At 40.8% G+C, this 13283-nt stretch carries 12 protein-coding genes; 7 read left to right on the top strand and 5 right to left on the bottom strand.

All coding sequences use genetic code 11. The annotated features are described in order from the left end of the window. Nucleotides 1-29: 29 nt before the first annotated feature. The 3 genes from WFY05_RS01545 to WFY05_RS01535 are packed head-to-tail and all read right to left on the bottom strand — an operon-like array spanning nucleotide 30 to nucleotide 946. Nucleotides 30-236, bottom strand: coding sequence for a hypothetical protein (locus tag WFY05_RS01545; RefSeq protein WP_340110956.1), 207 nt, complete (start codon nucleotides 234-236; stop codon nucleotides 30-32). A 19-nt stretch (nucleotides 237-255) separates the two neighbouring features. Further along, on the bottom strand, nucleotides 256-621 hold the full coding sequence (locus tag WFY05_RS01540) for a hypothetical protein (protein ID WP_340110955.1): 366 nt from the start codon (nucleotides 619-621) through the stop codon (nucleotides 256-258). 25 nt (nucleotides 622-646) lie between these two features. Next, the gene (locus tag WFY05_RS01535) at nucleotides 647-946 is read right to left on the bottom strand and encodes a YtxH domain-containing protein (protein ID WP_340110954.1); all 300 of its coding nucleotides are present in this window, start codon (nucleotides 944-946) and stop codon (nucleotides 647-649) included. 393 nt (nucleotides 947-1339) lie between these two features. On the opposite strand from WFY05_RS01535, the gene WFY05_RS01530 reads away from it, so the two are divergent. The 7 genes from WFY05_RS01530 to WFY05_RS01500 all read left to right on the top strand — a co-directional run bounded on the left by WFY05_RS01530 (nucleotide 1340) and on the right by WFY05_RS01500 (nucleotide 10108). Further along, on the top strand, nucleotides 1340-1546 hold the full coding sequence (locus WFY05_RS01530) for a transglycosylase (protein WP_340110953.1): 207 nt from the start codon (nucleotides 1340-1342) through the stop codon (nucleotides 1544-1546). Nucleotides 1547-1640: 94 nt separating this feature from the next. Then, complete coding sequence (locus tag WFY05_RS01525; protein WP_340110952.1) at nucleotides 1641-2936, top strand: acetylxylan esterase; 1296 nt, start codon at nucleotides 1641-1643, stop codon at nucleotides 2934-2936. Nucleotides 2937-3392: 456 nt separating this feature from the next. After that, nucleotides 3393-5231: a helix-turn-helix domain-containing protein gene (locus WFY05_RS01520; RefSeq protein WP_340110951.1), complete on the top strand. Its 1839-nt coding sequence runs from the start codon at nucleotides 3393-3395 to the stop codon at nucleotides 5229-5231. A gap of 141 nt (nucleotides 5232-5372) precedes the next feature. Further along, nucleotides 5373-5804 (top strand): hypothetical protein, encoded by a 432-nt coding sequence (locus WFY05_RS01515; RefSeq protein WP_340110950.1) that lies wholly within the window; start codon nucleotides 5373-5375, stop codon nucleotides 5802-5804. 21 nt (nucleotides 5805-5825) lie between these two features. Further along, a complete protein-coding gene (locus tag WFY05_RS01510; protein WP_340110949.1) occupies nucleotides 5826-6536 on the top strand; it encodes a hypothetical protein in 711 nt (236 codons plus the stop codon). 55 nt (nucleotides 6537-6591) lie between these two features. Next, nucleotides 6592-7101, top strand: coding sequence for a hypothetical protein (locus WFY05_RS01505; RefSeq protein WP_340110948.1), 510 nt, complete (start codon nucleotides 6592-6594; stop codon nucleotides 7099-7101). A 193-nt stretch (nucleotides 7102-7294) separates the two neighbouring features. Then, nucleotides 7295-10108, top strand: coding sequence for a M16 family metallopeptidase (locus WFY05_RS01500; protein ID WP_340110947.1), 2814 nt, complete (start codon nucleotides 7295-7297; stop codon nucleotides 10106-10108). A gap of 54 nt (nucleotides 10109-10162) precedes the next feature. Here the strand turns inward: WFY05_RS01500 and WFY05_RS01495 are convergent, their stop codons facing one another. Together WFY05_RS01495 and WFY05_RS01490 are read right to left on the bottom strand one after the other, a co-directional pair. Next, nucleotides 10163-11479 carry a TldD/PmbA family protein gene (locus WFY05_RS01495; protein WP_340110946.1) on the bottom strand — a complete coding sequence of 439 codons (1317 nt, stop codon included), beginning with the start codon at nucleotides 11477-11479 and terminating at the stop codon, nucleotides 10163-10165. A gap of 12 nt (nucleotides 11480-11491) precedes the next feature. After that, entirely contained in the window at nucleotides 11492-13018 is a 1527-nt protein-coding gene (locus WFY05_RS01490; RefSeq protein WP_340110945.1) for a TldD/PmbA family protein, read from the bottom strand. Between the last annotated feature and the right edge of the window lie 265 nt (nucleotides 13019-13283).

The following is a 13283-nucleotide window of genomic DNA, read 5'->3' as shown; positions in this document are numbered from 1 at the left end:
AAGGATAGAATTTCGTATCGGGTGGCAGATTAATCGCTTTCTGCTTCTTTTTTGTCTTCATGTTTTTTATCACCACGTATTAAGTGCAATACGAGTGATGTACCCCATTCAAATACCCAGTCTTTAACCGCATCAGTGACATTATCAACAATTTTCACCGATGAACCCAGTAATTTTTTTTCGGTTAGCAAGCGCTGGTATTCCATATTCTCCTGAATTAGCTCCAGTTCTCGCATGCTTTTAATCGATCTGATTTTATGTTTTTTTGAGTTCATTTTCTTCATACAATATCTCTGATATGTTTTTTAGGAAAATCCTGTTGAGTATGTTTTTTCTGAAAATGATTATCAGTAACGCGATAAAAAGAAAAAGTCCAATAACAATAAGAGCTCCGTCTAAATAATTATTGAATGTTTCTCCGTACCACAGTGTGAATGCCGTTCCGGCAAAAATCAGTATTACAGTCGCCATCAGGATTACGATGAGTATGCTAAAAAGGAAACTCATCGCCTGGGTGGTTTTTTTTAGAAGCAGGAGCTTATACAGATCCAGGCGGGCATTGATGTAATCCTTCGCTGAGTCGTTAAGTCCTGCTATGCTTTCTGAAATTCTATCTTTCATTCTTAAAGGTTATGATGAACTTCTTTTAGTTGCTATCGGCTGTTTTTGAGGTTTTTGCTTTGGCGTTCACCTTTTCTTTAATTTCTTCTTCAGCTTTATCCGCCTTGTGACGCATCTCGTCAACTACCTCGTTGACTTTGTCTTTCATCTCATCCACTTTTTCACCAATCACGTCAGCCATCTCTTTAGAGGTGCTTTTTATTTTTTTGGTGAGTTTTTTGCGGGTTTTCGTTCCTTTTTCAGGGGCTACCAAAATTCCGGTTAGTGCTCCTGCTGCTGCTCCTGCTACAAATCCAAATACTGCGTTTCTTGTTGCTTTATTCATGACATTTCTTTTTAAGGTTAATAATAAAATATAGTGTGTTAATTATTTCTATATTTGCCAATTCATTTGAAAATACTGTTCCAAAAATCGATAAAATACACCTCTTTGTGTTAATGTCTTGTTAACTAGGTGATTGTGAGAAAACTCAAAACTGAGGTGTGAAAAAAACTGTTGACTTTTTTCTACACTTAGGTGTGAATGTTGTAGAATTCATCTTCATGTTAAAATTTCTATTAAACCATAAAATTAAGATGGTAAGTGTATTTCAATGTTGCACTACTGCCAATATATACGGCATTTTACGAAGCAGGTTATCCTTAACGACGGAGTATTTTTTATAAATTCGGGGAGTTTTTTGTTAACGAGCTAAAACACATTTTAAAACAAGTAACAATGAAAACATTTGGATTTATATTAATTTTTTTGGGAATTGCTGGAGCGGTTTATTTTGGCATTCAAGCGTTTAATAATTCTGAAACTTTTAGTGCGCTTGGAGTTGATGTTGCAGTAAGTAAAGCCGATTGGACGCCTGTTATCGTGAGTGCCGCGCTTGGTGTTCTGGGATTAATCGTGGTGCTGATTAAAGCAAAGAAACGCTAAAGACTTCACCTACTTTTATGGGACTGCAGTTCGTCATTTTGTGAAAAACCAGATTTTAAGCACTTACTCAGTGGTCTATACTAAACTTTAAACAATGAAATTCAGCTTACAGGCATTATTAGCTGTTCTTGCACTTAGCATTTTAGCACACCCCGTTTTATCTCAACAAGTGGTTTTATCTCAATCGAATGCTTCGGGCATTTACAAGGCGGGTGAATCCATTAAAGTCAGTGTACAAGTGCGCGGAGCAGAAGCCGACTCGATTCAAATTAAGATGAATAGGAATTACTCGAATTCAGCAAGTTGGCAGACTATTCCTACCCCTGTTGGGAAAAAGGTTTTGTTTGAAGGCAGCTTTTCAAAACCGGCTTCCGGGGTTTTTCATGTTCGGATTGGCGATGAAATAAGTACAAGCGGTTTTATTGTAGAACCTGATCAAATTAAGCCGGTGACTCAACGACCTAAAGATTTTGATGCTTACTGGAAAGCACAAAAGAAAGCATTGCGCGACCTTCCCATGGAAATTGAATCGGAGTGGATAGATCATATAGAAGCGGGTTTTGTTTGTTCTGATGTTGAGCTCAATTGCATCGGCCCGAAGCCGGCTCGCGGTTATTTTGCCAAACCTGCCAATGCCGATCCCGCAACTTTACCCATCGTACTGTATGTTCATGCTGCAGGTGTAAATGGCGATTGGTGTTTGTCGAAAGCATCAACGGCCATTCAATATGCAAAAAAAGGTAAGGGTGCGCTTGCATTCGATTTAAATGCACACGGGATGCTGAACGGACAGGCACAGGAATATTACGATGATCTTCAGGAAGGGGAACTCAAAAACTACTGGGAAATTGGTGCCGAGAATCTTGAAAAGAATTACTTCAGAGGTATGTATTTGCGCTTGCAACGCACGCTCGATTTCCTTTGCGCCCAGCCCGAGTGGGATGGAAAAAGGATCATTATTATTGGTGAAAGTCAGGGTGGAGGACAAGCGCTTGCAGCCGCCGGGATGGATGATCGGGTGACCGCTGTAGTGGCTACTGTTCCGGCCATGTGCGATTTTGGCCGGACATTAATCGGAGAAACAGGAGGCTGGCCAAATCCGTACAGTTTTGAAAAGGATCGCGAAAAAATGCTTGACACCTATCCTTACTTCGACGTGGCACATTTATTAAAAGGGTGTAAAGCTACTTTAGTTACCGAAATTGGTTTGATCGATTATACCTGTCCGGCATTTGGGATTTATGCGGCTATTAATCAGGCTAAAGGCAAAAAGCTCACCCTCGTTACTCCATATCGGAGCCATCATCTCGATCAAAAAGAATTTCAGAAACAGTGGGAAGAGAAGATCTACAAACCTAAAATGGAGTTTATAAATGCTTTTTTACGCTGATTAAATTAATGCGGGACAAAGTTACATTAGCCAAAATAAGTTAAAGAAGAGCAGTATCAGGCTTAATACTATAACCAGAAGATTTATGCGGTTCCAAAAATTCCCACTTACTTTTCTTGAACTATAACCTAATATTACTGCCAGAATACAGAAGAAAATAGAGCTTACAGAGATTCTGCTGCTCTGTTGAAGAAACTCCGGAAACCATTGGAAAAAGATCGTTCTCTTTTCTTCCATGCTATCTCCCCGAGATGCTGCTATTCCCCAGGACACGAAAGCATAACCTGGAAACAAAAAGCACAGGAATCCAATTAAAGTGAACAATCTGTATCGGTGTTCTTTCTTAATTTTCATAGCTACAGGTTGCAATGATCAGTTAGACATGTTGCCATTTTAACTGTAAAATTACTATATTTAATTGGCTTAGAACCTGATTACTAACCTTATTCTGAACTTATGTCTGAAAATTTTAAAAATAAAGTCAGGCTGATCATCCAACACAGAATACAGGAAGAAAGTTTTGGTGTATCAGAACTGGCAGCTGAACTGGGATTAAGCAGATCACAGGCATTACGCAAAGTGAAGGCGGCAACCGGTAAATCGATTAACCGCTTAATTCGCGAAATCAGGTTGGCAGAAGCAAAAAAGCTACTTGGCAACCATGAACTCACCGCATCAGAAATAGCTTATCGTGTGGGATTTAGCAGTCCGTCCTATTTCAACAAATGTTTTCTTGACCAATATGGTGTAACTCCGGGTGAGTATAAAAAGGATTCGGACGATGGAACAGACGAAGAAGTTCAGACGAAACGTGGCTTTAGCAGGCAGAAATCGTTGTTTGTTGTATTTTTCTTTTTAATAATCCTGATCGCGTCAATTTATTCCACCATTTGGAAAAAGGATAAGGCACCCGCTGAACTGACCTCCATCGCTGTACTTCCATTACTTGATTTTTCAGAGTCAAAAGATAAAGACTATCTGACTGACGGTATTACCGAGGCCATCACTTTGGAACTGGCACGTAACGAATCGATCCGGGTAATCTCGCGCGGTTCGGCCATGAAATACAAGAACGAAAAGAAACTCTATTCTGAAATTGCAGAAGAACTTGGAGTCGACCTTTTACTCGAAGGATCAGTTTTGTCCGGAGATGACACGCTACGTGTGGTGGTTCAACTGATCAAGCCTTATCCTGAAGAAAGACACATCTGGCAAAACAGTTATGACCGCGATCACACTGATATTTTGGGATTAATCCGGAATGTATCCAATGAAATTGCCGGTGAAATTTCGGATGTTGTTGAACCGGATTCAAAACAAAAAACATATTCGGTAGATCCAAAAGCTTACGATCTTTACCTTCGGGGACGACATTTATGGAATACACAAAATATCAATAAAAACGCTTTGATGAACGCCGTTGAAAATCTGAACGAATCCCTGAAAATTGATCCTGATTTTGCACCGGCTTATATAACACTTGCGGAAACTTACCTTGCAATTAACACGCTAATTGGCGACAATGTGGAGAAAATGAATTATCGCGAAAATGCCCGCCTGGCCATCAATAAAGCATTGGAACTCGATCAGTCGCTAGCCGCAGCTTATGTTACAAAAGGCAACCTGGCAGGAAAACTCGACTGGGATTGGGAAACCATGAAAGAAATGGCAGACAAGGCGCTACAGCTTGAACCAAGTAATTCCGGTGCACACCTAACTTTGTCGAATTACTTCGTGATAACCGGCGATTATAAAAAGGCCATCAAAGAAGCTCTAATAGCAGAAAAACTCGATCCAATAAACCCCCAAGTGGGATGTTTGGTAGCCGAACGTTATTACATTGCGAGGGACTACGATAACGCCATAAAAAAATACAAAGAGGTCATTGATCTGTATCCGAATTATGGTTGGGCATATAATAATATTGGTTTTGTATACATACAGATAGGAGAAACAGAAAAAGGTGTTGAAGCCTGGCAACAATTACAAATTATAAGGGGGCATCAGGAGCTATACAATTGTTACGATGAGCACCCCTATCAATATTGTTTTGAATTTTACCTTGAAAATGCTAAAAATAACGAACCTCGCTTTTGCAGCAATCCGGTTCTTATCTCATCCGTTGAAATGTTGGTGGACGATGAGCAGGGAGCACTAGAGTATCTTGATATTGCCAGGCAGTATAAAAACGAGGATCTCCCGGTAATGATAACTTATCCCGATTTTTATGCACTTCACCACAAAGACGGATTTAAAAAAATAGCCCAAGAGGTGGGTGTTAAGCTTCCCCTTTGACAGGTCTTTTCTGTTGTATTACCCCAATGCTTCAAATTTTAAAGAAGTGCTTCAAATTTTAAAGTTTATGCGGCGTGACTACTAAGTTGCAAGCACCTACTTCCGCGAACTTTGTATTATAAACTTTAAAATCAATTTATCATGAAAACTTTAAGAGTATTTTTAACTGTATTTTTTTTCCTTGGGATAATTGGTGTGCAAGCTCAGGCACAAGAAAAATCGAACCGTGTGGAACAAGGTTGGTTTGAATCAGGATACTGGTCACCAATATTTTGTGACGGAGAAATGGTCGATCTTCTCGAAGGTGGGACTTTGAGAATACATTATGTGATGCGTTATGAACCCTTTGTAATTTATAAAGAAATCGACCAGCTTAAAGGAACGGTCACCAGCAGCGTTACCGGAGAAGTTTTCAAAGTACGTGAAACCGACAAGCATCTGGGTACACCCGATTTCTATATGTTAACGTGGCGCTTCAATCTGATCGGAAATCAAGGCACCCATTATAATGGATACATAACAGTGAATATGCGTACCGGTGAAATTGTAGATTTCGATACGGTGTGTCACTAAATCCTATAAAACTGATTAATCATGAAAAGAATATTCGTATTTACAATTGTTTTGGCAATGATTCTGGCTTTTGGTGCCTGCACCGAAACGTTAATCGAAAATCCTGAATTGAAATCTGGAAATAAAGGAAATGAAAAGCTGACCGGGATAGATGAGTGGGGGTTTAACTGGAATGCGCATCAATTCAATGGTTACTTAATTAATATGATGCTGGGCGATCACTATTTTGAAGGATGGCCTCATTATCAGCAACATGTTTACCATGGCGAAGGCATTGAATTTTGGAACATGTTACAAACGAGCTATGGTTATTTTAATTTACTGATGCCGATTGAACTGTTGGATACCCGTTTAAATGCGCATTGGAACGATGGTCTGATCAGCAAAGAGGGAGTATATCCTACAGGCTGGGTAAATTCCGATGCCTGGATTAGTTTTAAATATTCAGGAAAAAATGGAAATAAACGGTGGTCGCATTTTCGAAAATTAGTGGCTGCCCAAACCGGTGATCACCTCGATAAACAAGACACCAATGGCGACGGTGTTGTCGATATGTATGACGAGTTGGGAACCTGGTACAACGCCGATGGAGAAGAGATTGGTTTCGAGTCGGCATACTGGCCTGAATTAATCGTTGTTCAGGTAGTAAATACCGGCAATGTTCCCCCGTTTTTCTATGCTGAATACGTTAGCCCATGGGGACCTGGTTATGGTCATTATAAAGCAAAATAACCAAATCTGTTCAGTTTGCGTATTCATATGCATACTTAACTAAAAATCATTTACTATGAAATTATTGATTATTTCTGTTTTTATATTTTTCTTATTTGGTACAGTGTATTCACAGGAAAAATTTGAGGTTCCGCAATTGACTGAAGAACAAAAGACCGAAGTTCTTTACAGCCATATGATCGCGTATGGAGTTACAGGTGTCAGTTTTGCAAAATCGCATGGAGTGAGTGCTGAGGATTATGGCAGGTTCATCGGCAAAAAATTCATCGCATTCTGGAATCCTGAAGATGGTTTCGCCATGCTGGTTAATCGTATGATGTTTATCCTGGCCGGATTACACCCGGATAACGAGATGCAAATTGTTGAACAGGACGACTCCGGCATCACCTTCAAACTAAAAAATGTAGATATGTCTTTTAAGAATGGTCCTATGTTTGATGTTAGCTATCAGGATTTTCTGGATTTTTCGTACGGAATTATTTCAGTGGTTGCAAAGCATATGAATTCCACTTTTGCTCACGAAATGACAGAAGATGGCTGGTATGTAGTGCACTTAAAAAAATAATTCGCCCGAATTCGAATGCTTAAATGTTAATCTAAAATTCAACTGTTTAAAAAGGGAGACTAATGCTATCTCCCTTTTTCATTGGTTTTCAAATTGTGCATAAAATTTTATTCTGTTAAACTACATTCTCGGATTTTGATAATACGCGATTTATAGTAATTTCGTGGAAAACAATAATCTATACCTTTTTACCATGAAATTATCTAGTATCCTTTTAAGTTGTTTAGTATTGCTGGTATTGAGCTCATGTTCAAATGGCGATAAAAGCGCTGAAAAGCTTTCGGTTCCTTATGTACAATATGAATTGGGTAATGGCCTGGATGTTATTCTGCATCAGGACAAATCTGACCCTATTGTAGCCGTGGCCATTCAGTACCATGTCGGTTCTAACCGCGAGGTGCCCGGCCGCACCGGTTTTGCTCACCTGTTCGAACACATGATGTTTCAACAATCGGAAAACGTTGGTCAGGACGAATTTTTCCGTAAAATACAAGGTGCAGGTGGCACGCTTAATGGCGGAACCAGTAACGATGGAACCGTATATTACGAAGTAGTTCCGAAAAATGCTTTGGAAATGGTGTTGTGGCTCGAGTCCGACAGGATGGGTTACCTCACTAATACGGTTACCAAGTCGGCATTTGCCAATCAACAGAACGTGGTTCAGAACGAAAAACGCCAGTCGTACGACAATCGGCCTTACGGGCACAACAGCTGGGTAATAGCTAAAAATCTATACCCTGAAGGTCATCCTTACAACTGGACCGTTATTGGAGAAATGGAAGACCTTTTTAATGCTACCGTAGATGATGTTATTGAGTTTCACGATAAGTTTTATGTCCCCAATAATTCAACACTGGTAATTGCCGGTGATTTTGAATTGGAAGATGTTAAGCCATTGGTAGAAAAATACTTTGGGGAAATTCCTGCCGGAGAAGCGGTTGCTGATTCGGAACCAATCGAAGTTACTTTAACCGAAACCAAGAAACTCTATCACGAGGATAATTTTGCACGCACACCACAACTGACCATGGTTTGGCCGGTTCCGGAACAATACAGTAAAGAGTCGTATGCACTCGATTTTCTGGGGCAGGTGCTTGGAAGTGGAAAAACAGCGCCATTTTATCGTGTAATTGTTAAAGATAAAAAGCTGGCCCCAAGAGCAAGTGTTCGAAACCGTTCACTGGAACTTGGAGGACAGTTTACGATCTCCATTGGTGCCAATGCCGGTACAAGTCTTTCTGAAGTGGAAGATGCAGTTTTTGAAGCCTTTAAATTATTCGAAGAAGAAGGAATTACCGAGAAAGACCTGGAAAAACACAAGGCAGGAATTGAAACCAGTTTCTACAACGGAATCAGTTCAGTTTTAGGTAAATCGTTCCAGTTGGCACGATACAACGAGTACGCCGGATCGCCTGATTTTATTGAGCAGGATATTGCCAACATTCAGGCTGTTACCATCGACGACATTATGCAGGTTTATGAAAAGTACATCAAAGATAAACCTTATGTGGCCACCAGTTTTGTTCCTAAAGGCCAGGTTGATCTTATTGCTGAAAACTCAGTGAAAGCAAGTGTAGTAGAAGAAAGTATTACCGAGGCCACAGAGGTTGATCAATCTGCTGTTGTTGACGAAGAAGTGATTGAAAAAACAGCGACTTCTTTTGATCGCTCGGTAGAACCGGCAAAGGGACCTGACCCCGATCTCTCCATACCTGAAATTTGGACAGCTGAAGCAGCAAACGGCATGAGCGTTTTAGGCATTGAATACACAGAAGTACCTTTAATTCAGTATTCAATTGTAATGGACGGCGGTCATATTATGGAGTCGAAAGAAAAGGCGGGAGTTGCAAGTTTTCTGGCAAGTATGCTAACTGAAGGAACCGCCGGTAAAACGCCCGAGGAACTGGAAGAAGCGATTGATATGCTCGGGGCACGTATTTCAGTACGATCAGGATCCGAAAATATGATGGTAAGCGTGAATTGTCTTTCTCGGAACTTTAAAAATACCATGGATCTGGTACAGGAAATTTTACTGGAGCCACGTTGGGATGAAGAACAATTTAACCTGATAAAAGCACGGATGATCAACTCGATCAAAAGAAATCAGGCTAGTCCCGGATACCTGGCCAGCGTAGCCTTTAATAAACTTGTTTATGGCGACGATTGCATCCTGGCAGTACCCAGCGGTGGAACCATCGAATCCATCGAATCCATTACCATGGATGACCTGAAAGATTTTTATGAAAAGAGCTTTTCGCCTTCGGTTGCCAACATGCATGTTGTCGGCCAAATTAAAAAAGACCGGGTAATGTCGGCAGTTCAGTCTTTGGCAGAAAACTGGGAGGCAAAGGATGTTGAAATACCTGAAATTGCGATGCCTGAAGCTCCTGCAAAATCAAAAATTTACTTTGTTGATGTACCTGGCGCCAAACAATCGGTAATTAATATTGGCGGAGTAGGTCTGCCTGAATCGGATGAAGATTATTATCCGGCCTATGTGATGAATTATAAACTGGGTGGATCGTTTAACGGAATTGTTAACCTGATCTTGCGTGAGGAAAAAGGTTATACCTACGGAGCAAGAACGGTTTTTTCTGGTGGAAAGCAATATGGTACGTTTACCGCAAGTTCAAGCGTTCGTTCAAGTGCAACCGAAGAATCGGTTCAGATTTTTAAAGACGAAATGGAAAAATACGTACGGGGAATCGATGATGAAGGCCTGGCGTTTACAAAAGATGCATTAATTAAATCGAATGCCCGCGGTTTCGAAACCTTGTATGCTTTACACGGTATGCTCACCGATATCAGCGCTTATGAATTGCCTTTCGACTATGTTGAAAAAGAAGAAGACTTTGTAAAAGCTTTAACCGCAGAAAAACATAAGGAATTGGCTCAGAAATACATTAAACCCGACCACATGTACTACGTTGTAGTTGGCGATGCTGAAACACAATTATCAGCCTTAAAGAATGTTGGGCTCGGAGATCCGATTCTGCTAAAACTTTAAGCTAAAAAAACGATCCGGAATTCCGGATCGTTTTTTTGCACGTGATTTTAATTTTTACAATCCACTAAAATCAACACCTTCAAACACTATGGACGGGGTTCTCCACGACGAATTTTCCTTTACATCGTTTCCGATCTCACCAATGTTCGACCAAAGTGTAAGCATATTCCCCGTAATGTTCATTTCCGAAACAGGCTGAACAATTTTCCCGTTCTCGATCAGAAAACCATCAATTCCGTAGGAGAAATCACCGGTTGATCCGTTACTGTTTCCTCCATTAAAACCGGTAACAAGAATGCCTTTTTTTACTGAAGCAACCAAACCATCCAGGTTATTGCTCCCAGTTTCGAAAACGAGGTTGGTAGTGCTTCCGCTTGTGGGCTCTACTTCCAGTTTTTTACCGTAATAGGTATCGATGTAGTAATTTTTCAGAATGCCTTTATCAAATACCAAACGTTTTTTAGTAGCGAGTCCTTCGCCGTCAAAAAGGCGCGAACCCCGTCCACCAACAATAAACGGATCGTCGGTCAGTGTAAGTTTTTCCGAAACTACCTTTTTGCCCATTTTATCCATCAGGAATGAATTCTTTTGCTGTATCTGCGAACCATTCAATGCATTGATCAGTGGACCGAAAATGCGACCAACCTGGCGGTTTTCAACGATCATTGACATGGTACCCGACTTTATCTTTTGCTGACCGATTTTTTTCAGTGCCTTTTCCAGGGCAATTTTTCCAGTTCCTGATTTCTTGAGATCAGAATAATTGATGGAGCTTTCATTCCAGTTGGCTTCGGGGCGTGCATTGCCTCCTTTTACCGAAACATCGGTGTTAATCCCAAAAACTGAATTGGCGGTATCGCCTTTAAACCCGTTGCTGGTCACCATTACACGCTCGTGCATGCTGTCGTAATAACTCGAAGAAACTGAAATAATGCGATCGTCTTTTCCCAGGGCTTCCTTTTCAGCTTCCATTGCAAGGTCAATTTTTTGTTGTGGTTGAACCGCTTCGAAATTTTTATCCAGTAAATTCAGTTCAGGCCCACCGCCTTTGTAGTACAATTCCGGGTCGGGTAAAGTTCTAAACTCATCTTCGGCCAGGAAGCGTGTTGCTTCAATGGCTTCCTCAATAAAATGTGCCAGGTCTTCCTCTTTTAATCTGCTGGTTGAGTGTGTGGAATATTTTCCATCCACAAAAAGCCGTATTGAAAGGTTGCTTTGAATGGCCTGCTCCAGTTTATCGATTTTTTGTTCGCGCACTTCAACACTGCTGCTTTTGCTGTTGGCAATGCTGACGCTTACTTGTTGTGCACCATTCTCAAGTGCATGATTCATGGCCCAATCGGCCAGTGTATATTTTTCTTCTTTTGTCATTTTAGTACCACTTTAAGCATTTATTCCTCCAACAGTGAGTTTTTTTACCAGAACAGTTGGCAGGCCCAGCGTTACCGGAACCGATTGTCCGTCTTTTCCGCAGGTCCATGTACCGCTGTCGTTTTTGTAATCGTTGGCTGCCATGGTAATGTCAGCGAGTGCCTCCGGACCGTTACCAACAATGTTAATGTCTTTGATCGGTCGGGTGAGCTTGCCATTTTCAATAATGTAGCCCGATTTTACGAAAAAGGTAAAATCGCCGGCTCCAATTTTTACCTGGCCGTTGCTGAAATTATCCACATAGACGCCGTAATCTACCTGTGCCAAAATATCGTCAACCGAATGTGGCCCGTTTTCCATATAGGTGGAGCGCATGCGAGGAATCGGTATGTTACGGAATGATTCGCGACGTCCGTTTCCGGTCGGATCCACGCCGTAATAATCGGCGCTAATGCGGTCGTGAATGTAGCTGTTCAGCATACCATCTTTAACAAGATAAGTTTTCTGAACGTCGTTACCTTCATCATCGATGTTGATGGCACCGCGGTCGTTTGGCAGGGTTCCGTCGTCAATGATATTGATGAAATTCTCGGCTACTTTTTTACCCAGTTTGTCGCTGAAAATTGAGGTTCCTTTGCGGTTAAAGTCGGCTTCAAAAGTATGGCCAATTGCTTCGTGAAGCAGAATTCCTGAACCTCCGGCACCAAGTACTACCGGCATTTCTCCGGCTTTTGGTTTTCCTGCTTCAAAAAGAATATTGGTCTTTTGGATAGCTTCGTTGGCAATTTCATCAACAATGTCATCTGTCATCACTTCAAATCCTTTTCTGAAAGAACGTGCCGAATAGGCATTTTCTATCTGGTTGCCTTTCTGCATAACACAAACGGCACCAATTCGCATCATCGGACGGTAATCGTAGGTTAGTCTTCCTTCCGAATTGTAGAAAAGTAAGGTGGAAGTTGAATCCGAGTGAAAAGCGTTTACCTTGATTACTTTATCATCGAGGCTGAACACTTTATCGTTGATCTTTTGGACAAATGGAATTTTGTCTTTAATGCTCACATCGGTCCATTTTTGCGCGATCCTGTAATAATCTGCCGGTGCCTTTTCGCTTACTGATAGTGGCCCTGTTTCCGTTGGCTCATCCGCAATGTTAGCCGCCATTTTTGCTGCATTCAGCATTTCGTCGAGGCTAATATTTTCCGAATAGGCAAATCCGGTTTGGTCACCTTTTAATACACGAATTCCAACACCAAAGTCTACATTAGAATATGCACGGTTTACTTTACCATCTTCCAACGCCAGGCTGTTGGTAATTTTGTGTTCGAAGTATAAGTCGGCATAATTACCGCCTTTGCTCATAGCTGCTGAAATTACTTTTTGTAGCATCTCGGCCGAAACCTCAAAATGATCTAAGTAGCTTTTCACGTTTGCTGAAATTTGTACGTTGTGGCAAGATTGCATAAATGGTGGAAGAATCATACTTCCGGCTGCAAACATACCACTTGTTTTGATAAAATCTCTTCTGTCAAACTTCATTTTGGTTTTTTTATAAACGTTCCTTAATTGAATACGTATGATGAGTCTTAGAGCGAATGAAATTATTACACCTGATTTTTACACCGTACACATTTTGTTGTTGGCACCTGGTCTAGAATGTTTTTTTGAAAACAACCGGATAATTTTATGTGCTCCTTTTTTTTAAGGGTGTATGCTGGGAAAATGTATAAAACGATTTGAGTAATATTGAAAATTCTGAGGTGATGTTGTAAAGAAAGGGCAGTTTTGAGGTAGAGGTATTATT

Source organism: Maribellus mangrovi (genome assembly GCF_037646455.1).
GTDB lineage: Bacteria > Bacteroidota > Bacteroidia > Bacteroidales > Prolixibacteraceae > Draconibacterium > Draconibacterium mangrovi_A.
Note: the sequence above shows the minus strand (reverse complement) of the source record. Positions and strands in the feature narration are given on the sequence as shown.